Source organism: Cyclobacterium sp. L-R (assembly GCF_056859355.1).
Genome location: NZ_JBSXOH010000071.1, coordinates 33,081 through 57,133, shown reverse-complemented (window position 1 = coordinate 57,133; position 24,053 = coordinate 33,081). Strand labels below are relative to the sequence as shown.

Genomic DNA, 24,053 nt, shown 5'->3' with positions numbered 1-24,053 from the left:
TTTTTTATTTTTTGGAGAGTGCCAGCTGCCAGTTCCAACTGTCTCTTAAGGCTTCCTCTAAGTTGAATCGTGCCTTCCAATTTAATTCTTGGTTTATTTTTGAGGTGTCAGCCCAAACTTTTACCACATCACCAGGCCTTCTTGGACCAACTTTATAATTAAGAGGTTTCCCACTTACTTTTTCAAAAGCTTTAATCACATCCATTACCGTGTTGCCATTGCCGGTGCCCACATTGAAAATGTCATAAAATGGAGCAGTTTTTCCTTTAAGGTGTGAAATTGCTTTTACATGGGCTTCAGCTAAATCCATCACATGGATGTAATCTCGAACACAAGTACCATCAGGGGTGTCATAATCATCACCAAATACTGTCAATTCTTTTCTTATTCCCACACCTGTTTGTGTAACAAAAGGGACAAGGTTGGAAGGAACACCTAAGGGTAATTCTCCGATCTCTGAGGAAGTGTGCGCTCCAATAGGATTGAAATAACGAAGTGCAATAGCCGATAAAGCAACTTTACTGTTGACCTGATCTACCAATATGTCTTCGCAGATCTTTTTGGTGTTACCATAAGGACTCTCTGCCTTTTTTCTTGGTGTAGATTCCTTTACAGGTAATTTGTCAGGCTGTCCATATACAGTACATGAGGAAGAAAAAACAAGGTTCTCCACATTATGCTTGTCCATGGTTGCCAAAAGTACCAATAAGGAACTTATATTGTTATTGTAATATTTTAATGGAAGCATTGAGCTTTCACCTACAGCTTTGAAAGCGGCAAAATGAATGACCCCAGAAAGTTTGTTTTCTGTGAAAATCCGATCCATTAAATCAGCATCATTACAGTCACCTTCGTAACAAGGGATCTCTTGGCCTGTAATTTTTTTCAGACCTAGTAAAGCACTTTTTTCGGAGTTTGAAAAATCATCAATGATGATGGGCTGGTAGCCGGCTTCCAAAAGTGCCACCGCCGTATGGGAACCGATATATCCGGCCCCACCAGTTATTAAAATTTTTTCCATTGTCAAATATAAAATTTTATCCTATTCTTAGAAAGAAATAAATCTTAATATATTGTGAATGTCCTATCTACTTAGAGATTCAAATTATTATTATGAATTTGAATTCAATTTCACCTTGTAGTTATTGTCAGATAAAAGCCCCTAAAGTTCTATAAATTAGAGTATAGTTAGCGATAAATCATCTCAGATTTTGCTAATTTGCTATATCATTTCAATAGGATTGGTGTTTGTTTTGGGGTTACCAATAAGATTCTCTACCTTTGCCCCCTGAAAGGAGGTGTATTATATGATCGTAGTTAACGTAAAAGAGAACGAATCTATCGAGAAAGCGCTAAAGCGTTTCAAGAAGAAGTTTGATAAAACAGGAGTCATCCGTGAATTGAGAAGCAGACAGGCTTTTGAAAAACCTTCTATCACAAGAAGAACAGAAGTAATTAAAGCAGCTTACAAGCAGCGCATGCAAGAAGAAGAAGGTAAATAAGAAAATCTTTCTTTTTCGAAAAATATTAAGCATATTGATGTTCTAAAACATCGATATGCTTTTTTCATTTATTAGCTACCTGGAACACGAGAAAAGGGTAAGTCCTCACACGGTCTTGGCTTATAGAAAGGACCTGGAACAGTTTTTCCTTTTTATAAATACAGCTTTTGGCTTGGAAAATGCGGAGGATGCTGGTCATGCCGAGATCAGGGCATGGATGGTGGATTTAATTGAAGAGGGGCTAGAAGTCGCCACTGTAAATAGAAAAATGGCCACTTTACGGTCTTTCTATAAATTTTTATTGCGCTCCGAAATCATCAACCAAGACCCAACTTTTAAAATAAGGTCATTAAAAAAGGGCAGAAACCTTCCTGCCTTTATCCAGGAAAAAGAAATTTATCGCCTTCTTGAACAAGCAAATTTTGACAATGATTTTGAGGGACAACGGGACCGAATGGTCATGCAAACCCTTTACCTCACAGGTATTAGATTGTCAGAATTGATAGGATTGAGATGGTCTGCTTTGGACCTTAGTCAGTTACAGGTAAAAGTGCTTGGCAAAGGCAAAAAATACCGAATTATCCCTATTTCTAGTGAACTTAGAATAGCTATCCTTAGCTATAAAAAAGTTTTTGAAGAATGTTTTTCTATTCAAAACGAAAATGATTTTTTTATCGTTAGATTAAATAGAGAGCAAGCTTATCCAATGATGATTTATAGAATCGTCAAGAAATGTTTAAATCTTTTTGTCCGAAATACCAAGAGTAGTCCTCACCTTATGAGACACACCTTTGCAACTCACCTACTTAATAAAGGAGCAGATCTAAATGCTGTTAAAGACCTTCTGGGACATGCTAGTTTAGCAGCCACCCAGGTATATACTCATAATTCTATTGAGAAACTTAAGGCTGTGTATGAACAGGCACATCCAAAAGCTTAAAATTAAGTTTAACTTTTAAACGTTTATTATTATGAAATTACAAATGCATTCAATTCATTTCGTCGCTGATCAGAAGTTGACCAATTTTATTCAGAAAAAAGCAGATAAACTAGATACTTATTATGATCAGATCATTGATGGTGAGGTTTTTATGAGGTTGGATAAAAATGATAAAAGTGAAAATAAAATCGTGGAAATCAAACTGAATGTACCAGGTAAACAATTTTTTGCAAAAAATCAAAACGACTCTTTTGAAGCGGCAGCTGATGATTCCATAGAAGCCCTTCGTAGACAAATTAAAAAGCACAAAGAAAAACTTGTTCTATCTAAACAATAGTTATAATCATTAATAATTAAAAAAGGGTTGCCATTTGGTAACCCTTTTTTTTATCTAAGCAGGGAATCTTTCAATCCAATAATACTTTTTACCCCACTTCATCTTTTCCTCTGTGGTGTTACCGTTTAATATGGACATTATCATCTCCTTTATATATTTAGGATCCCAATTTAAACTGACAACATCTTTAATCGGAAGCAAGCCATCCAGGGCCCTTTTATTAGGTTCATCACAAATGATATAAGCGTAACTTTCAGGCACTTCTTCTAAGGAAGAGAATGTTTTCATGAAGTATTCTGGTCCTAGCCCTATTCTTATTTTACTAGCATAATGTAAGTTTCCAAGGAAGGCAATTTTGCTATTTTCAGGTATTTTATGAGTCGAAATATAGGCTTGTACTTGTCTGCCCTGGTTAGGTATAGATAAGGGATGGGTTACCAATGATACAGAGAGAAACAAGAGTAGAATAGAAAGTCCCAAAACCTGCAATTGGTAATTCGGTTGGTTTACTTTTTTCCAAAGCAAAACGCTTAAACCAAAGCCAATGATCCATTGGCCATAAATCCAAAAGGAACTACCTAGTCCCACATGGGCAAATAAAGCGACAAACAGAACAAGCCAATTAATGCCTAAAAAAACCTTTGTCCAAAGCTTCATGGCATTGGTCGGTCTAGGAGTTGTTTTCAAAACAATCCCCGCTAAGAGAATCGCTGAGATAGGAGTAACGGGTAGGAGGTAGCGCTCATAGAAGGTTGATACCATCGCTGTCATGCCAATGATCGATAAGGTCCAGATTATAGCAAAACCAAAGAATGCTTTGTTTTGACTGAAAATGGATTTTAACCCTGATGGAAGCGCCTTGATTTTTAGACTGACCCACGGAAGGAAGAGCCCAACCATCAATAGCACAGCAAAGATAAAATGTTTCACGATCATCCATATCCTGCTACCTACACGCATGCCAACTTGATCTTCTAAAAAGGAGTCCAAATAAATTGATCCGAATTTCATGTACATGGCGACAAACCAAAACAAGGATATAAACAAGGCCAGGGCAATTGCAGGTAGGTACAATAATTTCATCAGTTTGATGCGTTGCCAAGGGTTGAATAGCATATAGGCAATTGCGACCAAACCTAAAGCAGCTGCAGGCAATCCCTTTGTTTCAAAGGCAAAAGCTAATCCTAAATATAAAAACCAGAGGTACTTTTTTGGACTGTTATTTCCATACTTCAACAAGCCTGTAATGCCTACAGCAGCCAAAGTCATAAAAAAAGCCAGTAAAATATCTGGGATGGAACGTGTACTGCTGAATATGAGAATTGGGTGGGTGGCAACTATCCATGCTGACCATATAGGGAGTTTATTGCTTCTCCCTACCATCTTAGCAATATGATAAACCAAAGGGATTATCCCGGCACCGAATAAAAGAAATAATATCCGTGAAGAGTAGGCAGCTACACCAAAAGTCTTGAAGCCCGCAAGAACGAACCAATAGGTCAGTATGGGTTTTTTAAATCGTAATTCACCACTCCCTAGGTAGGTGGTAAGATAGTCTCCATTTTGCATCATACGAATAGCCGCATCAGTATAATACATTTCATCTGGGTAGTGGAGATGATAATCTAGGGCAAATGGACCTACCAATACTAAAAATGCTAGCATAGGGAAGCTGTAGGAGTTAATCCATCCTGGAGTTTTGTTCATGGCCGAAAAGAATAAGGGGTAAAATTAAAAAAATAAAATGCTTGGGAGGTGTTTTCTACCTAAAAGAACGTTGAATTTAAAACGATTTTAAAGCTGCTAGATTGTTTAATGCCATTTTCGGGATAAAGCATTTAATTAGTAGGAGGCCTAAGAGCCAGATTTTATGCAAAAAATATTCAGCAGGGCAATAAACAACGATTTATTGCCCTGCTGAATTAGAGGACCCCAATCAAATTAAAGGTTTACTCTTTTACCTTTTTTGGCAGACTTGAGAATCGCTTCCACTATTCGGATGTCGCGGAGGCCTTCTTCACCTGGCACCAATGGTGCTTTGTTTTCTATTATGGCCAAGGCATCATCATCCATTTGACTGGCTTGTTGCCAAGGGACTTCATAGGAATGATTGATTTTTCCCAGTGGACTTTCACCTTTAGCTCCCCCATAGCTGGAGAAAGGTTTCAAGGCGATATCTCCTTTTTCGCATTCCACTGTCATGAAATTAGTACCTTCAGCAAAGCTGGTTCTTATGTCCGCAAACACAGCCCCTGGGAATTCCAGTTTGGCTGTTACTTCATCTGCTAGGCCGTCTTTATAAATTTCTGGTCGGGTAGAGATGGCTTTGGCTGATACCACAGCTATAGGTTCCATGTTCATGCCCAATCGGGCACCTTGAATGGCATAAACACCCATGTCATAAATTACGCCCCCACCCATTTCTTTTTTCTGTTTCCAATGGTCGGTCCTGTTTTCTCTGTAACCTGCTGCACAGTTTACATATTTCACCTTACCCAACTTATTGTTTTGGATGATTGACCTGTATTCTTGAGTGTTTGGTTCATGATGCAACCTGTAGCCAATGGTGAGTTGTACATTGTTCTTTTTACAAGCATTGATCATGTTTTGACATTCCTTACTGGTAACGGCCATGGGCTTTTCACACCAGACATGTTTTCCTGCATTGCTTGCCCTAATCACATACTCTTCATGCATTGAAGGCGGCAAAACCACATAGACTACATCAATGTCAGGATTGTCTGCTATGGAGTCAAAAGTGTCATAATTGTAAATGTTTTTTTCTGGGATTTGGTATTTATCTTTCCAAGCTACTGCTTTTTCAGGAGTGCCTGTTACTATGCCCGCCAAGTAGCAATGTTCTGTCTGCTGCAAAGCTGGGGCTAAAAGATCGGTGCTGTAATAGCCTAGACCTACAAGGGCCACACCTAGTTTTCGTCCTTTTTTAGCGGCTAATAATTCGTAGGGATTGATCAGGGCCAAGCTACTTCCTAAAGCTATTGATTTGATCGCATTTCTTCTGGATTGGGTATTCATAGGGTTAGGTTTTTGGTATAATAATATGCTGTATTTAGAGAATTGGGTATGCTAGTTTAGGATTGTAAAAGATTTAAAAAAAAGACTTTTGTTTAATTGACCAGTTATTGATTGACTTTAGCTAATAAACGGCTACAGTCGATAACATTGCTAGAAAAGCGTGACAATTATTCTTTTTTTGGAATAATTGTCAAAGTAAGTCCTTTTGTATCCATTTATTGCTTGTTTTGGATTCAATATAATCAAATTAACTATTTGGTCAAAGGTGGAAAAGTGAAGGATGTCTCAATTTGGTGATCTTTTAAGGGTAGGTTTTAGGCAATCAATTTGCCACAGCTTTTAAAAAGCATTAATTTCGTGTAAATTTTGAATCATGACTCAACCAGAGATTTCCGTTGTCATTACCATTTTTAATGAAGAAGGTAATATTGCACCTTTGCATGAAGCAGTGTACAGTGCCTTATCGGCAATAGATTATGAGTTGATTTTGGTGGACGATGGTTCCACAGATCGCTCAGTAGAGAAGATGAAGCTTTTAGCAAATGACAGGACTCGTGTGCTGGTGTTTAATAAAAACTATGGTCAGACCACAGCACTGGCTGCAGGTATTGACCATTCCAATGGGAAATACATTGTGACCATGGATGGGGATCTTCAAAATGACCCTAGCGATATACCCATGCTGCTTGACATGGTGAGGAATGGTGATTGGGATGTAGTAGCTGGACGAAGAGCCAATAGAAAGGATGGCTTCGTGCTTAGAAAATTACCTAGTAAAATGGCCAATTGGTTGATCCGACATACCACTAAGGTTTATTTGTCTGATTATGGCTGTAGTTTAAGAATTTATAAAGCGCATATTGCCCAGAATATGGGTTTATACGGTGAATTGCATAGGTTTATTCCTGTTTTAGCAAAGCAGGAAGGTGCAAAAATGACCGAGGTAGATGTCAAACATCATCCTAGAATACATGGAGAGTCAAAATACGGACTAAGCAGAACTTTTAAAGTAATTGCTGATCTTATTCTGATGCTCTTCTTTCAGAAATATTTTCAGCGCCCCATACATATTTTCGGAACCCTAGGGCTCTTTGCTTTCACAGGTGGGGTTTTGATTAATTTCTACCTACTTATCCTTAAAATTATGGGAGAGGATATTTGGGGACGTCCTATACTATTGGTAGGGTTCATCCTTTTGTTGGGTGGAGTCCAATTAATCACTACTGGAATTGTAGCTGAAATAATTGTAAGAACCTATTTCGAATCTCAGAACAAAAAGACATATACAGTGAAAGCAATTTTCCAAGGTGATAAAAAAGAGGCTTAAATTTTTTCTAAAGATCTTCCTTACCGGCTTAGCACTGTATCTGGTCTTCAACAAAATAGATACCAAGACTACCTGGAAAGTAATCCAATCTTCCAACCCAGGTTGGTTATTTCTGGCATGGGTGCTTTTTGTGATATCTAAATTCTTTAGCGCTATAAGGTTAAATATTTATTTCAAAGACATAGGCTTACAACTTCCTGAAATGAAAAATGTAAAGTTGTATGCCATAGGAATGTTTTACAATTTATTTCTTCCCGGTGGGATAGGGGGAGATGGCTACAAGGTGTACTTGTTAAATAAAATTCATAAAATTCCAGTTAAACAATTACTCAGTGCCGTATTGCTTGACAGAGGCAATGGACTGGCTGTTTTACTTTGGTTGATGTTTTGTCTAATGCTAATTCTGAATCTGCCATGGGATTTTCCTGTGTCTATGTTTTGGCTAGGTATTTTAGGATTAGTGGCCATACCCCCAGGGTTTTACTTGGTGATGTTGCTGTTTTTTAAACAATTCATGAGGACCATTCCATCGAGTACAGGCTTTTCTTTTCTTAACCAAGGCCTTCAATTATGCAGTGCATATTTTATTTTAATGAGCTTAGGGGTGCAACAACAAGTAATTCCCTACCTTTTTGTGTTTCTCGTTTCAAGCACCGTATCTGTATTGCCGCTAACGATTGGAGGAGTAGGGGCTAGAGAATTGGTTTTTGTTCTTGCCCATGAGTATGTTGGAATAGACCAGAATGTGGCTGTAGCCTTTAGTCTTTTGTTCTTCCTTATATCTATGCTTACCTCTCTTTCGGGTGTATTTGTCAAATACAAAGGGTAAATTGTATATTTAAACTTAAATAATTTATAATTCTAAGACCTATCAGTTTCCATCACGAATTGTTCCACAGTTTAAAAAGTGCCATTTAATCCTACGATCGCAATTGAAATCTGGAACATCAGCAAACTTGCTTTTTGAATGTTATAGTTAAAAACAGCATCTTCTCCAGGATTTTTAGTGGTATTGACAGCACCTTTTGGGAGAAATCGGGTTGGGTTACTGTTATTGTAAATAGCTTTTAATTCCAAGTGGGTACCTTCGCTTTTGAAAGTGATAGGTAATTTATATCCCAAACCGAAACCAAATACCATGGTATAAGTTCCATGATCAAGTCCCTCTTCTATGGTTTCTGAGAACAAGTTCTCCCTGATCAAAAACCTGGTATACATATGACCTAAGCCTAACTGTGCATCAAAAAACAGTTTTTCATATTTCACCCATGGTAGGTAATGGCGATAATGCGCTTTAATGTTTAGAATATTATTATTTCTGCGAATTCTATACACTTCAGTATCTCCATCGTATAAGTCGTTCCTTTTCTCAAGAACACTTCCATAGAGGCCGTACCCAACACTTAAGCCTGCAGCTATTGGCATGCCGGGGAATTCATAGTATCCAAATGCAGCTATTTCTGGAAAACTGTTGGCATGCAACTGTTGTTTAAAATCCTTAAGTGGGATGTTAGCTCTGGCTTCTAAGCCAAAAGACACATCCTGTCCCATGCTCATCAATGGGGCAAAAAACAATATCAATAAAAATGAACGAAGCAGAAAAGTGATCATATTGAATCTACGAAAATCCAAGATGAATGGTTTACTATGGGCTGAATAAAAGGATTTTTATATATCGGAAAGTAATTAGAGTCGAAAGCTTAATTCAAGCCCCGACCTTGAAGTTAGGTTTAGAATTGTGGAAATCTATTTCAGAAGGATTCCACCAAAATTCTAAAAAGGTAATGGTCAATTGTATGGATTTGGAAAAATGCTACAACTGATTGACCAGATAGTTATTTGTTCTTACCTGAATATGGAATGTATGATTTTAACCTGGGGGTGACTTTTACCTATGGAGAAATAGTTACCCTTATTTTACCCAGGGCATTTATGGTAGAAAGTGACCATGATAATGGTGTAGGAATGGACGGATGGTTGGCTTTTGAATATGCTAAGGTTAATCCGTTTGTACAACAAATTAGGGATTTGTGAAAATATGGCAATTGAATATTTTAATGATGTGGATGAAATCAATTCAAATGGCGCACTTAAATTCATTCAGTATCACTTTTATTTGGAAAACAACTAGCAATTTTTATACCTTGAACCATGAAAATATTAGTATTGATTCTGGAATACACAGAAGGGAAGCGACACATTTTTAGAAATTTATTTTTTTCATTCATATTTATATCGACAATTTGCTTACCTGTCGTGGGTCAAATGAGAGCAGGAGTGGGCAAAATTGACATCACCGATAGGGACGCAGGAGCCGTCAATGACCCTCTTTTTGCTAAAGCAATGGTCTTGGATGATGGAACCACAAAGATGGTTATTATTACCCTTGATGTTGTGGCATTGGAGGGGATTGGTCCCATCCCTGAAGGGTTCATGAAAACCGTCCGCAGTCAAATCCAAAAGAAACTAGGCATTCCTCCCTCTAATGTCTTAATTAATGCCAGCCATTGCCATGGAATCGTTAGGAAGGATGTGGATCAACTGACGATAGAAGCCGTTTTAGCAGCGAGTGAAAACATGGTAAAAGTGAAGGCAGGCTCAGGAAGTGGTCATGAAAATAGAATCATGGAAAATAGGAGGGTTTATTTAACCAACGGGGAACAAGTAGATATGAGGCGAGCTTATCCTTTTCCTCCCGACGAACAAATTGCCAAAGTTGGTCCAATTGATCCTGAGATTGGAATTTTAAGGTTGGATAAGCTAAATGGTGATAATTTAGCAGTGATCTATAATTTCGCTGTTCACCCCATACAAGGCGTTCCAAACGGAGGGAATACAGCAGATATGATTGGCTTTGCTTCGAAGGTTATAGAGGATAATCTAGAAGGAAGCATGGCTTTTTTTCTGCAAGGGTGCGGAGGAGATATTAACCCTGTCTCCTATAAAGGGGTAGAAACACCTCCAGATGCAGAACCATTGGGAAATATGCTTGGGCTCAGCGTACTCAATGCCTTAAAGGAAATCCCTAGTAAAAAAGTCAGTAAAATACACCTTATCAATGAAAGCATGGAACTTCCCATGGCCGATTTTCAAAGCCGAATTAAAGCGTTAGAGGACAGGCAAATGAAATTGGTTCAATCTTTTCGTGGCACCAATATAAACTTAAAAACATTTCTTGACTTATTGGATGAACACAATAATTCAGCGACTTATCCTTCAGCATATGCCTACAGATACATGCATGAAGCCATGATTGGAGCATGTGGATTGCAGACCTGGGATGAGGTCAATAAGAATGACATGACAAATTACCAAAACAATATTTACATCATGGAAGAACTCATTCGGGTCAACACCAACTTGGCATTGGTGAAAATGCACAATGAATTGGCTCAGGGCGAACCTATGATTCCAGTTGAAATTTTAGCTGTGAATATTGGTGATTTTTATATGGTTACCTTTCCAGGAGAGTTGACCGTTGAAATAGGATTAAACATTAAAGAGCGATCCAAATATGCGTCCACTTTTGTGGCAGGCTATACCAATGGGTACATCTATTATGCACCAACTGCCGAACAGCTAAGAAATACAGGAGCGGCACAGGAAGATAGTGACACCTTTTTGGCTCCTGAATGGCAAGTCCTATTCGAAAAGAAGGTAGAGGAGATGTTAAATCAGTTGAATTAGCACTTGCCCATAGGGGCATTATGGCTTTCTAAGGGGTATTTACTTATCCACCTTTTCCATTCTTTAGCTAGGATTAGGTGTTATGGCTTCCTGATTCCATCATACAATTGAAGATCAACGGTCTATTTCATGACGGGACAAGCTATAAAAATAAAAAAAAACCTGACCAAAATATAAGGTCAGGCTTTAAATATTGTTTGTTTACTGTCGGGATTATCCGATAGAAACTCTTTTGAAATCAGTCACTGTCAATCCTTTACTTACACTGTCAAGGTATTGAGCGATTGTTTTGCTAGGGTCTTTTACGAATGCCTGGCTTAGTAAAGTGTTCTCTTTGTAGAACTTATTCAATTTACCAAGGGCAATTTTTTCCAACATAGCTTCAGGCTTTCCATCTTGTCTGGCCTGATCTTTACCAACTTCAATTTCTCTTTCAACAACAGATGAATCAACGCCATCTTTGTCAAGTGCTACTGGATTCATTGCAGCAATTTGCATAGCCACATCTTTACCAGCATCAGAAGCATTTGCACCAGCAGTGTTGCTAAGTGCTACCAATACGCCTAATTTACCATTAGAGTGTATGTAAGGCTCTACTACTTCACCTGTTACTTGTTCGAAATGAGACACCTCAATTTTTTCACCGATTTTACCGGTCATTTCAGTGATTTTTTCACCTATAGTGATGCCTTCAAAAGGCAAAGCCATAACAGCTTCAATGCTGTTAGCATTTGCTTTTACTGCTTCAGCAAGTATAGCGTTTGCAAATGTGGAGAACTCCTCATTTTTGGCAACAAAGTCAGTTTCACAGGTAAGAGAAATCAAGGTACCCGTTTTTCCATCTTCGCTTACGCTAGTTACCACAACACCTTCTTTGGTTTCACGGTCAGCTCTGGAAGCAGAAACTTTCTGTCCTTTTTTTCTTAGGATATCAATAGCTTTTTCAAAATCTCCTTCAGCTTCGGTAAGGGCTTTTTTACAATCCATCATACCGGCCCCGGTTTTTTGTCTCAATTTATTTACCTCTTGTGCAGTAATAGCCATTGGTTTATATTTTTTTGTTTAATTAAATATAGGTGATGACAATAAAACAAAAATTGAACAGCAGGCTAGTGCCAGTGTCCAATTTTTGTAAATAAAATGTCAAAGTGGATTATTCTTTTGTTTCAGCGTCTGCTGCTTTTTTTGCTTCTTCCTCTTCAGAAAGTTTAGCATCGTCCTTGTCTTTCTTACGTTCAGACAAACCTTCTTCAATAGCAGCACCGAAAGCTTTTACTAATAGTGAAATGGATTTAAAAGCATCATCATTTGCTGGGATAGGGAAATCTACCTCGTTAGGGTTAGAGTTCGTATCTACCAAAGCAAACACAGGAATACCAAGCTTCTTAGCTTCAGCTAGGGCAATGTGCTCTCGCTTAATATCTACAATAAAGAGTGCAGCAGGAAGTCGTGTTAGGTCGGAAATACCACCCAATACATTCTCCAACTTTTCTCTTTGACGGCTGATCATCAGCCTTTCTTTTTTCGCCAGGTTAGTGTAAGAGTCATCTTTAGACATTTTGTCTATTGTTGACATCTTCTTCAAAGATTTACGGATGGTGGCAAAATTAGTCATCATACCACCAAGCCATCTTTCAGTAATGAAAGGCATCTTAAGCCTTCTGGCTTCTTCTGCTACTAAATCTTTGGCTTGTTTTTTCGTCGCTACAAACATAACTTTTTTGCCTGAGCGTACTATCTGCTTGATTGCGTTGGATGCTTCTTCAAGGCAAACGAGCGTTTTGTTTAGATCTATGATATGGATACCATTCTTCTCCATGAAGATATAAGGCGCCATTTTAGGATCCCACTTTCTTGTTAAGTGTCCGAAGTGAACACCAGCATCCAGTAAGTCTTTATATTCGATATTGGCCATTTATTAAATTGTTGTTTTATAGTATTTAGGAATATATATCCCCAATTATCTTTTAGAGAACTGGAATCTTCTCCTTGCTTTTCTTCGTCCAGGTTTTTTACGTTCTACCATTCTGGAATCACGTGTTAAGAATCCTTCTTTTTTCAACGGACTTCTATGGTCTTCGTTGATTTCACAAAGGGCTCTTGAGATTGCCATTCGAATAGCTTCTGCCTGACCACTGATTCCGCCACCATCAACATTTATATTAATGTCATAAGCACCGTCCTCATTGACCAATACCAAGGGCTGCTTCACCACAATCTGGTGTAGCTCAAAAGGGAAGTACTTATCAAGTGCCCTTTTGTTTACCGTGATATTACCGTTACCAGATTTGACGTAAATCCTGGCTACGGATTCTTTTCTTCTTCCAATTTTGTTAATTACTTCCATTGACGGGTAGCATTAAAGTTTTACTTCTTTAGGTTTCTGTGCGCTGTGTGGATGCTCTGATCCAGCGTAAACGTACAGGTTGGTGTACAATTTTCTGCCAAGTCTGTTTTTTGGAAGCATTCCTTTTACTGCTTTCTCTACCAGAGTTCGAGGAGATTTTTCCAAAAGGATCTTGGGAGTAGCGATACGTTGTCCTCCAGGGAATCCTGTGTGACGAACATACACCTTCTCAGTCCACTTCCTTCCGGTAAGTCTCACTTTCTCGGCATTGATAACAATAACATTGTCTCCGCAATCTACATGAGGGGTAAAGTTTGGCTTGTGCTTCCCTCTCAACATTTTTGCCACTTCACTTGAAAATCGACCTAGTATCTGGGATTGGGCATCCACTACTACCCACTCCTTTTCCACCGTGGCGTCATTCGCTGATATGGTCTTATAGCTTAAAGTATTCACTGTGTAAATGTTTAATAATTAGCTTGTTAAATACATTTCACCCTCAAAAAGGGACACAAAGATAGAAGTTAATTCCTTCAATTGCAATAGAAACCAAAGTTTACTGCCTTATTTTCACAAGAATAGCTAATTACTTTAGCTAGCTTTCAACCTTCTTTCGTTCCTTTTTAGTGCAAAATGGTCTTAAACAACTCTTGGAAACGTTTACTTAGCAAGGCAAAGTAGTTATTATATTTGATTTCCTTTTTTATTAACTCCAATTAAAATTATCTCAGTTCGTTTTTTTCTTATTTGGCCACCAATTCCTGCTGAACTTGGTTGGTTACTTTTAGAATCTTTAACTTTCTAAGTCCTCCAGGAAGTACCCAATCTACAGAGGCTCCTTCTCGGAACCCGATCAAGGCAACAGACAAAGGCGAGAATAAGGAAATCTTATGTTGGGCTAAATCTGCATTTTTAGGGATCACCATTGTCATCTTAATGATTTGTGCAGGGGTTCCCACCTCTACCTCAAAATAAGAGTTCAATTGAATAACGTCTTTAGGGATCTTTTTGTCAGGTACCTTTTTGGCCAATTCTAACTCATTCATCAATTGGCCAACCTCTTTGGTTTTTTGGGCAGGAGTAAGATTGTTAATAATGTTCTTAATTGTACTGTAATCTGATTCTTTAACTATAGGTTTCATTGTTTTTAAATTTTAAAAACAACCATTAGCCGTAAGGTGGAACTCCCACTACGGTTCATTGGTGTTTGCTAGTAAATAATAAATAGGAATAGTGTATAGCCTAAATACCGGTCATGGTGCCCCCTACCTTGATCTATATGGTAGAGGGAGATTTGATAAAGGCTTTATTGTGTGCGAGAACAATCCAATCCACCTTCAATACCCTTGTTAGCGCATTGTTGAAATCGGCGATATGGTTGAACGGTTGAATCATGAGATAATTTAAATCAAGATATAAAAAAATATTGAAATTGTCTAATAATGGCTTTCTCTATAATAAATAATAATTTTCTCAAATCAATACGCATGTTCTTTTACGAAGAGAATTGAATTAAAGTTCATTAAAATTAATAATATATTCCATTTTTACAATTATTGTATTCATTTGTTTTTTCGAAAATCTATTTGATTGGAAGGGATTTAGGTTATTTTTTCTCTTTTGGTTTTTTGTCTAATTAGCACCCAATTTAATGATTTAGTTTTGCTAGAAGGTGTATAGGTTAATGCGTGGTTTGTTAGATTAATAATAAAATAAAAATGGATTTAACAGATGTATTAATTCCATTTTTTAATGGATAATAGCAATATGCAAGGCTTTTGAATGGCAATGCCATTTTTTATTTGCAAATTCGAGAACGTTTCCGTTATTATTTTCACAAGGATACTTTTATTTAAAATTTAGATTGGATATATAGTCTTTTATTTATTCTTCAGATCAGTTAAAACCATGTAATAGGTCGATAGGATCAGGAGAATCAATACTTGATTGTTACCTGTTACAAGTTGAAATCTTTAAAAGGTCGGCTTTGAAGATCCCATGGCTTGGATGAAAATGTCATTGCTCAATATGAGGTTTAAATTAACATTAAATGAAAAATACCAGAAGGTTATTTCTGAAATTATCAGGCATTTTAGGCTTAGGTTTAATGAATCGTGTTAAAGCATTCGGTGATACCGAAAGTAAGGTGCCATTGGGAGATCAAGGTATGAGGAATAATTATCAAATTCCGGGTTCTAAAGATTCGGGCAAGAGCATAATTGGTGATTATGGTAAATGGGCGAACAGCTTATTAGATGGTAAAATCCCCAGTCATTCCTACCGAAGAGATAAATGGGAAAGTTTGGAGGATTGGAAAAATAAGGCCATAAAAATCACTGAGGAGAAGTTGGCCGCACCTGATTTAGGCGGTACACCAAAGGTTACTATTGACAAGAAATACGTATACGACGGACTTTCTGTAGAAGAAATAAGCTGGGTACTTCCTACGGGAGGTAGGTCAGAGGGCATTGTGCTGAAGCCAGCCAATGCCAAAGGGAAATTGCCTGGGATTATGGCTTTTCATGACCATGGGGGTTGGAAATATTTCGGTAAAAGAAAAATTACCCGGACAAGTGATGAAAGGCATCCAATGATGGTAGATCACCAAAGGATGTATTATGAGGATTTGGCTTGGGCCAACGAAGTGGCCAAAAGAGGCTATGTAGTGATGGTGCCAGATGCTTTTCCTTTTGCAAGCAGGAGGGTATTGCTTAAGGACGTTCCGGAAAATCTTAGACAGGGTTTAAATGATGATAATCCTGACCTGCCAGAAAATGCCAAAGCTTACAACAATTGGGCGAAAGGGCAGGAGGACACCATGGCCAAGTCGCTCTTTAGTGCAGGCACAAGCTGGCCGGGAGTTTTTATGGCTGAGGACCAGAAAGCATTGGATATTTTGTGTGATAGGAATGATGTTCAGGCCGATAAAATTGGCTGCGGGGGCCTTTCAGGTGGTGGGATGAGGACTGTTTTTTCGGGAGGTTTAGACCCACGAATAAAATGTGCTGTTTGCGTAGGTTTTATGACTACTTGGAAGGATTTGGTTCTGCACAAATCTTTTACCCATACATGGATGACTTTTGCTCCAGGATTGCCTCAGGCACTTGATTTCCCTGAAATTCTAGGTTTGAGGGTTCCATTACCTACCATGGTGCAAAATTCAATAGAAGACGGTTTGTACTCTTTAGATGAAATGCAAGAAGCAGATAAAATACTTTCTTCGGTTTTTGAAAAAGCTGGAGCGGAAGACAAATACAAGTGCTCCTTTTACCCCGGTGGTCATCAATTCAACAAAAAAATGCAAGGAGATGCCTTTGATTGGTTTGATCGTTGGCTGAAGTAACTAGGCTTTTATTATCTTAAGGTTTTTAAAAATAATTAGACAATTCATCCTACTTTAACTCATTTATGAAAGACAACGTTTTCTTCAAGAAGCTCATTTTTGCCATTAGCCTAATCGGTCCTGGGTTATTCCTGATCGGTTATAATATTGGAACTGGAAGTATTACTACAATGGCCAAAGTGGGCGCTGAATACGGTATGATGCTGACTTGGGCATTGGTGCTATCTTGCCTGTTTACTTATGTGTTGATGGTGGCTTATGGTAAAACTACACTCGTTACCGGAAATACGGCCCTCTTTAATATCAAGAACAAGTTGAAATACGGTACTGTACTGGCAGTCTATATCATTATTGCCCTTGTGGTTGGTGAGATAATGGCCTTGATGGGGATTTTTGGAATCATTGCCGACCTTATTCAAGAAGGATCAAGATTACTGTTTGGAGGAGAAGGTTTTAGTACCTTTTGGATTACATCTGTTTTGGTGGTTGCGCTTTACCTGCTTTTCTGGTTTGGTAATTACTTGATTTTTGAGAAGGTATTGGTATTTTTTGTGGCCTTAATGGTGATTTCTTTTATCGTGGTTTTTGTTTTATTGAAACCTGATTTTTCCACAATTGTCTCAGGCATGGCACCATCTATTCCTGACGAACCTGGAGTATTGAGATTGATAGCAGCCATTGCAGGTACCACCTGTTCTGCAGCTGTATTTATTATTAGAAGTACTGTTGTAGCTGAAAAAGGATGGGGAATTCAAGACCTCAAAAACGAAAAAAAAGATGCTATGGTATCTGCTACCATGATGTTTGTGCTTAGTGTGATCATTATGGCAGTTGCTGCAGGTACTTTGCATGTGATGGGGCTGAAGCTGGATAACACAGTTGAGATGATCAAGTTATTTGAACCAATAGGAGGAGAGTTTGCTGCTTTTATCTTGATACTGGGTATTGTGGGTGCAGGTATATCTACTGTATTCCCTATTATATTGATAGCGCCATGGTTGATTAGTGATTTTACTGGGAAGCCCAGAAATATCAAGTCACCTATGTACAGGTGGCTGGCATTTATCGGGATACTGTTTGGTTTTGGTATGCAGTTCTTGGATGCCAGACCTCCATTGATTATGGTTTTTTCCCAGGCTTTTCAGGCCTTTATTCTTCCAGCAGTAGCTATTCCTGTTTTTCTTCTCATTAATAACAAGGAGGTTATGAAGACACATGTGGCTGGCTTGAAAGAGAATATTGGGTTGGTAGCAGTTATTCTCTTTAGTCTGCTAACAGCTTATTTTGCGATTGCTGAATTTATTTAAAACTTGCATTGACCAGTCCATTTATAAACTTGCCTTTGCTAAAGTTTTTAGTCGAAATTAAAGTTTTTAGTCGAAATTAAAGTTTTCTATTTCCTTTTTACCCTTATTTTATTTAAATAGAAGGGTAAGTTCCAGGTAATAAGATGTGTTCTAAATGATTTATAAAAATGAAAAATAACAGAAGAGGTTTTTTAAAAAAGGCAAGTTTACTAGGTCTTGGTGCATCAGGGATGAGTTATGTTCAAGGTTGTGGGCCAAAGAAGCAAGAAATTATAGAAACACCTCTTTCTAAAGAATGGACCTCTGACCCTGAGTGGTTAAAAGTGAAATATGGCGCATGGAGTGGTCCGGGAGTGCCCGTAGGCCCAGGTCCCATGGATGGGGTTTTGGTAAAGGATTATGCACCTAAGTCCACTATTATCGCTGAGGAAACATTTATTCCCAAAGCCAAATTCTCTGTGATTGATGCACATGTGCATCACTATACGGAATTAGAAGAAGGTGGAAATCCTAAGCAGGCCATAAAAGATTGGGTGAAGACAATGGATGAAGTAGGGGTAGAAAAATCAGTTGTGCTTACTGTGGCTACCGGAAAAGAATTTGACAAGATGGTTGATTATTATTTGACCGATTACGCAGATAGGTTCCAGCTTTTTTGTGGCATTGAAATGGAAGAGATTGACAAGCCGGATTATCCTGAAAGGGCAGTGAAGGAGTTGGAACGTTGTTATAAATTAGGCGCTAGAGGAGTAGGAGAAGTGACAGACAAGGGTTTTGGTGTCTCTCGTGACCAGTCTTTAAAGCCCGAAGAAAGAATGCACATTGACGACGTTAGGTTGGATCCATTCTGGGCAAAGTGTGGAGATTTGAATATACCTGTTAACGTTCATCAATCCGATCACCCTTCTGCATGGACCCCACCTGATGTCTATCAGGAAAGGACGCCTATATTTCAGCAGTTCAATAAATATGACACAGACGGCCTGACATATGATGAGCTGGTAACTTATCTTCCCAAGTTATTGGTGAAGCATCCAAAAACCACCTTTATCGCATGTCATATGGCCAATTTGGGCAATGACTTGAATCGCCTTGGAGCCATGTTAGATGATTTCGATAATCTTTATCTGGACATTTCTGCCAGGGATTATGAAATTGGAAGACAACCTAGGGCATCAGCCAAATTTTTGACCAAGTACAGTGATAGGGTTTTGTTTGGGACAGATATGGGATTGGATAAACAGATGTACCAAGCTTGGTGGCGTTTGTTGGAAAGTGGGGATGAACACATGCCAGGTAGAGTTTGGTGGAGATACTATGGTCTCGAACTCCCTGAGAATGTATTGGAAAAACTGTATAGAACCAATGCTGAGAAGGTACTTAACTGGACTTGATTTCCTTGTGGTTTTATTGCTTAATGACGATTAAAAAAATAACAATTTCCTCATCAAGTTGATGAAATAAGAAGTTCACAGCCTATACCAGATTTTTTCGGGGTAGGCGGTGGACTTATTTAGTGATGGTTCCCATCCAAACCTTCAGGGGCAATTCAATAGGGATGGGCTTCAGCCAATTTTTTAAGGTAATATCGTTTTATCTGGCTTTAGCAAAAACCTAGAGAATAAAAGTGAATTTATTGAATAGTCCTTTGCCAAATGAAAAACATATCTTCAAATTTTACTCAATTTTTTCAGGGTACGTCAGGTTACTGAGCTTGTCGAAGTATCCTGATCCGGTCTAAGTTTAGCAAAGCGTAACTTAGACCCAAGAAGCCGAAAGCTTTCAATTTTCATTAAATAGGCCAAAGGTGACTCCGACACCGCCGACTTCGACAGGTTCAGCCACCTGTGTCATAATACAATTACTTGTTACAAATATTTAACTCAGCCGCATTAATTTGAAAGAATTGAATTATTTCATTTTGCTTGTTGGTTAATACAGACCAATAAAAATGCTTATTTGTAAAAATCGATTTTCTTATTTCTAGTTGCTTGGCAAATATGGCTACCCCTGTTTTTAGATTGACCTCTGGGATCAGGATGTTTTGCTTTTCCGGGTCGAGTGGAATATCCTTGTAACGTGTTTCATCTCCATAACTGAGTTGCAATAAGCCTTCGCTATACGCATTAAGTGGCGGTGGCTCTTGGTAGCGGGTATTCGGGTTGAAATTTGATTCATACTTGGCCATTGATGCAATTAGGAGTGTCCACAAGGCGACTTTTTCCTTTTCTGAAGCCTTGTAATAAGAGGGGCAAAGCCTTTCTAAATCTTGCTTGTAAATGGAATCATTGTCTAAAAAGACTCCTTTGTGACGGATGATTTCCTTAGAAATGAATTTATTCCAGGCATATTTCCATGGATAGCTATGTATCATCTTTTCCACCTTGGAAAACACTATGGTATCGTTTGTTAGAGCAGTCATTGATATAGCTGCTTTTTTTTGATTTTCATTGTATCTGCTGTTAAAAACGAAAAAAGCAACTAAAAATAGGCTCAAAGTAATAATGGTGATCAGTTGCTTCATGTTGAAAAATCTCAATTAAATGGGTAAAGCTCTTTAACCTGGATTATGTAACAGATTGTCTATTGCATATTTCGGGTTTAACTACTATTTAAGCAATTATCACCAAAACTCCCAGAATAAATATCATCGGTATTCCCCTCAGGTTCCGGGCTGGTCTAAGTTGGGCAAAGTGTAACTTAGACCTAAAATGCGGAAAGTTTTCAACATTCTTGAAACAGATCTAAGTTGTTTCAATCTCCTATAGGTGAAAAGCTCCTTAAGTTGACTCCGACACAGTTGGCTTCGACAGGCTCAGCCACCGGTGTCGCATGATCCAATTACACCAGCTAAGACAGGAGGTTATTGAAAAATTGTATTTTCCCTTCCTTTTTTATCAATAGAAAACCAGGCTTTAAACCACTGTTAGTTGTTTTATATCTAAATAAACCCCTGTTTTTCAACTATTCCAATTAAAAATAAATTAGTTCTCTTAATATTTACACATTAGGTGTATTTCTTTTTTCATATGGTGAGTATTTGGCTTTTCGATAACGTTATCGCTATTAAATTTCACTATTTCAATTTATATAATTTGATTATTGGTTAAATTGAACTTAAAGTTTATGTAAAATAAGGTTTAACTCAATGCTTACGCTCTATGAAAAAATCTACTAGCTATTTAATCATCCTCCTAGTCCTGTTGGGAGGAATGAATTTCGGAAATGCCATTGCCCAAGGAACAAGGGTGTTAAATGGTACGGTGTCTGGCCAAAATGGTCAGTCTATCCCTGGAGTCACCATTTTGGTGAAGGGTACTACAAATGGTACCGTCACGGATATGGACGGAAAGTATAGTCTCAGTGTAGGTTCAGATGCTCAAGTGTTAATTGTTTCCTTTGTGGGAATGCTTACTAGTGAAGTAAGCATTGGAAACAGAAGTCAGATAAACGTTACATTAGAGGAAGAAACAGCAGACCTAGATGAATTCGTTGTCATAGGTTATGGAACGCAGAAGAAAGCCACTCTTACAGGGTCTGTTACTAGTGTGGAAAGTGAACAAGTGATTAGTAATCCTTCTGTAAACTTAACCAACTCTTTGTCTGGTCTTTTACCTGGGTTGGTTGCCTTAAATCGTTCCGGAGAACCTGGTGCTGATAACTCTTCTATACTGATTCGGGGGAGTAATACCACTGGAGACAACAGTCCATTTGTGGTCGTTGATGGGGTTCAAAATCCTCCGGGTTGGGAAAGGATCAATCCCAATGATATAGAGTCAATTTCGGTGTTAAAAGATGCTTCTGCAGCTATATACGGCGCTAGGGCTGCTAATGGTGTAATCTTAATTACCACCAAAAGAGGCAAAGAGGGAAAGCCAACTTTAAGTTATACTTTCAATCAGGGTATAAGTCAACCGACGAGACTTCCTGAGTTAGCTGGCTCTCCTTTATTTGCAGGCTATGTTAATGAAATGATGGTCAGGGATGGACAGGATCCCAGGTATACAGATGCGGAAATTGAATTGTTCCGAAATGGTACTGATCCCAATTATCCCAATACCAATTGGTACAAAGAGGTTCTAAAAGATTATTCACTTCAAAGTATGCATAACCTAAGTTTGAGAGGCGGTTCCGAATCAGTACGCTACTCAATGTCAGGTTCCTATTCTCATCAAAATAGTATATTTAAGAAGGGGGTCCATGATTTCAAAGGCTATACAATCCGATCAAATATGGATGCCGATGTCAATGAATACATCACTGTAAATCTTGATCTGAACCTAGGCTTGGATGATCGATCACAGCCTGGAACGGAAAATCCGTGGGGTTGGTTGAACGCAATCCCTATGATGCCGGTGTACTATGAAAACGGTTATCCCTCAGCGGGTATTGAGCAAGGCCTAAACCCTGCTGTAATGACTACCTCGGCCTCGGGAGATCACAATACAAAAACCAAGAGAGCTATTTCAAAAGTTGGTTTCAATATCAAGGCTCCTTGGGTGGAAGGATTGGGATTGGATGGTTATTTTGTTTATAGCAATGAAGACATTCTAGATAAAAGATGGAGAACTCCATGGACTGTTTATAATTATGACAAGGCAAACGATACATACCTTCCTCTTCGAGGGGGAAGGATTACTGCTCCAGAATTGACCCAATCGACCAGAAGTGTCAGTAGTACTTTTTTGAATTTCAGGTTAAAATATGAAAGACAATTTGGAGACCATTACATCAACTCTTTTATTGGTGCTGAACAAACTAAAGGGGGCAATGCGTATTATGAAGCCTTTAGAAGAAACTACCTTTCTCCAACCTTATCAGAGTTATTTGCAGGAGATCCTGCTACCCAGCAAAATGATGGGGTATCTGCAGAATCTTCTCGACAAAGTATTTTGGGTAGGGTAAGTTATAACTATCAGGAAAAATACATTATCGATTTTAATGCAAGGTATGATGGCTCTTATGTATTCCCAAAAGGTAAAAGGTTCGGGTTTTTCCCTGGGGTATCTGCTGCCTGGGTATTGTCTGAAGAATTTTTAAAAGACATATCAGGAGTCAATGATTTAAAATTACGTACTTCAATAGGTAAAATGGGAAATGACAGAATTAGTCCTTTTCAATTTATGCCTGCTTACAATCTTGGATTAGATGGGTACCATTTTGGATTACCTACTAACTCTCAATTGGGTGTAGTGCCTGGTGTGACACCAAACCCTAATGTTACATGGGAAGTAGCCACTACTTATAACCTTGGTTTGGATGGGATGTTTTGGAATGGTGGATTAAGTTTTACTTTGGAGGTTTTTAAACAAAGGCGTGAAAATATTTTAACCAAAAGAAACCTCGAAGTTCCATTTTATACAGGCTTGCAATTGCCAGATGAAAATATAGGTATAGTTGAGAATAAAGGATTAGAATTGGCTTTGAATCATCGTGGAAAAGCTACATCCCCAAGCGGTTTTTCTTATTCAGTTGGGGGCAACATCGCTTTCAATAAAAATACCGTGATTGATATTTCGGAAGCTCAGGATGTTCCTGATTACCAAAAAGCTGAGGGCAGGATCTTAGGGGCAGGACTATATTATGAAGCACTTGGGATTTTCCGAACTCAGGAAGCTGTTGATTCAAATCCTGTATTCCCGGGGACTCTAGTGGGCCACCTACAGTACAGAGATGTCAATAATGATGGAATCATTAGTTCTCAGGATATGGTCAGAATGGACAAATCCAATATTCCACAAATTACATTTGGACTTAATGGTACATTGAACTATGGGCAATTTTCGCTTTTTGCCAATTTTGCAGGGCAAGGAGGCGCATGGCAATACTATCATCAAAATGCAAGAATTGCGGTAAACGGTTTGGCTGAATTGATCGAAAATAGATATACGCCAGGCAGCATGGATTCTAAATATCCCATACTACCTGATTTGGGAACAAGGACTCAGCCAAGTGGGCTTCAAAGTACTTTTTGGTTGCAAAATGCAAGTTTCATAAGGTTCAAAACCCTTCAAGTAGGCTATAACCTGCCTGCTGCTTTACTTAAGAAATTAAGTTTGTCTTCAGCGAGGATTTATCTGAATGGCAATAATCTCCTTACCATTTCGGAAATCAAATGGTTTGATCCGGAAGGGGATAATGAAAGAGGTTCATTCTATCCACAAAGTCGAATTTTTAATTTGGGTGTTGACCTGTCCTTTTAATCAATTGATGCAAAATTTAAAATT

At 38.3% G+C, this 24,053-nt stretch carries 21 protein-coding genes; 11 read left to right on the top strand and 10 right to left on the bottom strand.

Features of this window, described 5'->3' with window-relative positions; translation table 11 throughout:
- Nucleotides 1-4 precede the first annotated feature (4 nt).
- A complete protein-coding gene (galE, locus tag AC13EX_RS11105; RefSeq protein WP_482892726.1) occupies nt 5-1,021 on the bottom strand; it encodes a UDP-glucose 4-epimerase GalE in 1,017 nt (338 codons plus the stop codon).
- A gap of 286 nt (nt 1,022-1,307) precedes the next feature.
- Between galE and rpsU the strand changes: the two genes are divergently transcribed.
- From rpsU to hpf, 3 genes are read left to right on the top strand one after another with little or no spacing between them, the layout of a single operon-like run.
- Nucleotides 1,308-1,502, top strand: a complete 195-nt coding sequence (gene rpsU / locus AC13EX_RS11100; RefSeq protein ID WP_014020953.1) for a 30S ribosomal protein S21 — start codon at nt 1,308-1,310, stop codon at nt 1,500-1,502.
- Nucleotides 1,503-1,557: 55 nt separating this feature from the next.
- Nucleotides 1,558-2,442 (top strand): tyrosine-type recombinase/integrase, encoded by an 885-nt coding sequence (locus tag AC13EX_RS11095; protein WP_482892725.1) that lies wholly within the window; start codon nt 1,558-1,560, stop codon nt 2,440-2,442.
- Between the two features lie 31 nt (nt 2,443-2,473).
- Nucleotides 2,474-2,779, top strand: coding sequence for a ribosome hibernation-promoting factor, HPF/YfiA family (gene hpf / locus AC13EX_RS11090; RefSeq protein ID WP_048642534.1), 306 nt, complete (start codon nt 2,474-2,476; stop codon nt 2,777-2,779).
- A gap of 54 nt (nt 2,780-2,833) precedes the next feature.
- On the opposite strand, the gene AC13EX_RS11085 is transcribed toward hpf, so the two are convergent.
- Complete coding sequence (locus tag AC13EX_RS11085; protein WP_482892724.1) at nt 2,834-4,486, bottom strand: ArnT family glycosyltransferase; 1,653 nt, start codon at nt 4,484-4,486, stop codon at nt 2,834-2,836.
- Nucleotides 4,487-4,720: 234 nt separating this feature from the next.
- Complete coding sequence (locus tag AC13EX_RS11080; protein WP_482892723.1) at nt 4,721-5,815, bottom strand: Gfo/Idh/MocA family protein; 1,095 nt, start codon at nt 5,813-5,815, stop codon at nt 4,721-4,723.
- A 373-nt stretch (nt 5,816-6,188) separates the two neighbouring features.
- Here AC13EX_RS11080 and AC13EX_RS11075 point away from each other — a divergent pair, with 373 nt between their 5' ends.
- Nucleotides 6,189-7,142 carry a glycosyltransferase family 2 protein gene (locus tag AC13EX_RS11075; protein ID WP_048642537.1) on the top strand — a complete coding sequence of 318 codons (954 nt, stop codon included), beginning with the start codon at nt 6,189-6,191 and terminating at the stop codon, nt 7,140-7,142.
- Nucleotides 7,123-7,971, top strand: a complete 849-nt coding sequence (locus AC13EX_RS11070; protein WP_048642538.1) for a lysylphosphatidylglycerol synthase transmembrane domain-containing protein — start codon at nt 7,123-7,125, stop codon at nt 7,969-7,971. Before AC13EX_RS11075 ends, AC13EX_RS11070 begins: the two co-directional genes overlap by 20 nt.
- Before the next feature lie 71 nt (nt 7,972-8,042).
- Here the strand turns inward: AC13EX_RS11070 and AC13EX_RS11065 are convergent, their stop codons facing one another.
- On the bottom strand, nt 8,043-8,774 hold the full coding sequence (locus AC13EX_RS11065) for a hypothetical protein (protein WP_482892722.1): 732 nt from the start codon (nt 8,772-8,774) through the stop codon (nt 8,043-8,045).
- A 228-nt stretch (nt 8,775-9,002) separates the two neighbouring features.
- Here AC13EX_RS11065 and AC13EX_RS11060 point away from each other — a divergent pair, with 228 nt between their 5' ends.
- Together AC13EX_RS11060 and AC13EX_RS11055 are read left to right on the top strand one after the other, a co-directional pair.
- The gene (locus AC13EX_RS11060) at nt 9,003-9,176 is read left to right on the top strand and encodes a hypothetical protein (RefSeq protein ID WP_482892721.1); all 174 of its coding nucleotides are present in this window, start codon (nt 9,003-9,005) and stop codon (nt 9,174-9,176) included.
- A 117-nt stretch (nt 9,177-9,293) separates the two neighbouring features.
- Entirely contained in the window at nt 9,294-10,829 is a 1,536-nt protein-coding gene (locus AC13EX_RS11055; protein WP_482892720.1) for a hypothetical protein, read from the top strand.
- A 213-nt stretch (nt 10,830-11,042) separates the two neighbouring features.
- Here AC13EX_RS11055 and tsf read toward each other — a convergent pair whose 3' ends face one another.
- The 5 genes from tsf to AC13EX_RS11030 form a co-directional block, all read right to left on the bottom strand.
- Entirely contained in the window at nt 11,043-11,873 is an 831-nt protein-coding gene (tsf, locus tag AC13EX_RS11050; RefSeq protein ID WP_048642539.1) for a translation elongation factor Ts, read from the bottom strand.
- Nucleotides 11,874-11,982: 109 nt separating this feature from the next.
- Nucleotides 11,983-12,744, bottom strand: coding sequence for a 30S ribosomal protein S2 (rpsB, locus tag AC13EX_RS11045; protein ID WP_048642540.1), 762 nt, complete (start codon nt 12,742-12,744; stop codon nt 11,983-11,985).
- Between the two features lie 45 nt (nt 12,745-12,789).
- Nucleotides 12,790-13,176 carry a 30S ribosomal protein S9 gene (gene rpsI / locus AC13EX_RS11040; protein ID WP_014020963.1) on the bottom strand — a complete coding sequence of 129 codons (387 nt, stop codon included), beginning with the start codon at nt 13,174-13,176 and terminating at the stop codon, nt 12,790-12,792.
- 12 nt (nt 13,177-13,188) lie between these two features.
- Nucleotides 13,189-13,632 carry a 50S ribosomal protein L13 gene (gene rplM / locus AC13EX_RS11035; RefSeq protein WP_048642541.1) on the bottom strand — a complete coding sequence of 148 codons (444 nt, stop codon included), beginning with the start codon at nt 13,630-13,632 and terminating at the stop codon, nt 13,189-13,191.
- 287 nt (nt 13,633-13,919) lie between these two features.
- Nucleotides 13,920-14,318: a GreA/GreB family elongation factor gene (locus tag AC13EX_RS11030; protein ID WP_048642542.1), complete on the bottom strand. Its 399-nt coding sequence runs from the start codon at nt 14,316-14,318 to the stop codon at nt 13,920-13,922.
- A gap of 908 nt (nt 14,319-15,226) precedes the next feature.
- On the opposite strand from AC13EX_RS11030, the gene AC13EX_RS11025 reads away from it, so the two are divergent.
- From AC13EX_RS11025 to AC13EX_RS11015, 3 genes are all read left to right on the top strand, one after another.
- Complete coding sequence (locus AC13EX_RS11025) at nt 15,227-16,519, top strand: dienelactone hydrolase family protein (protein ID WP_482892719.1); 1,293 nt, start codon at nt 15,227-15,229, stop codon at nt 16,517-16,519.
- Nucleotides 16,520-16,584: 65 nt separating this feature from the next.
- Complete coding sequence (locus AC13EX_RS11020) at nt 16,585-17,826, top strand: Nramp family divalent metal transporter (RefSeq protein ID WP_482892718.1); 1,242 nt, start codon at nt 16,585-16,587, stop codon at nt 17,824-17,826.
- A 167-nt stretch (nt 17,827-17,993) separates the two neighbouring features.
- The gene (locus AC13EX_RS11015; RefSeq protein ID WP_482892717.1) at nt 17,994-19,220 is read left to right on the top strand and encodes an amidohydrolase family protein; all 1,227 of its coding nucleotides are present in this window, start codon (nt 17,994-17,996) and stop codon (nt 19,218-19,220) included.
- Nucleotides 19,221-19,687: 467 nt separating this feature from the next.
- Here AC13EX_RS11015 and AC13EX_RS11010 read toward each other — a convergent pair whose 3' ends face one another.
- Nucleotides 19,688-20,350 (bottom strand): lysozyme family protein, encoded by a 663-nt coding sequence (locus tag AC13EX_RS11010; RefSeq protein WP_482892716.1) that lies wholly within the window; start codon nt 20,348-20,350, stop codon nt 19,688-19,690.
- Nucleotides 20,351-20,987: 637 nt separating this feature from the next.
- Between AC13EX_RS11010 and AC13EX_RS11005 the strand changes: the two genes are divergently transcribed.
- Entirely contained in the window at nt 20,988-24,029 is a 3,042-nt protein-coding gene (locus AC13EX_RS11005; protein WP_482892715.1) for a SusC/RagA family TonB-linked outer membrane protein, read from the top strand.
- Nucleotides 24,030-24,053: the final 24 nt, after the last annotated feature.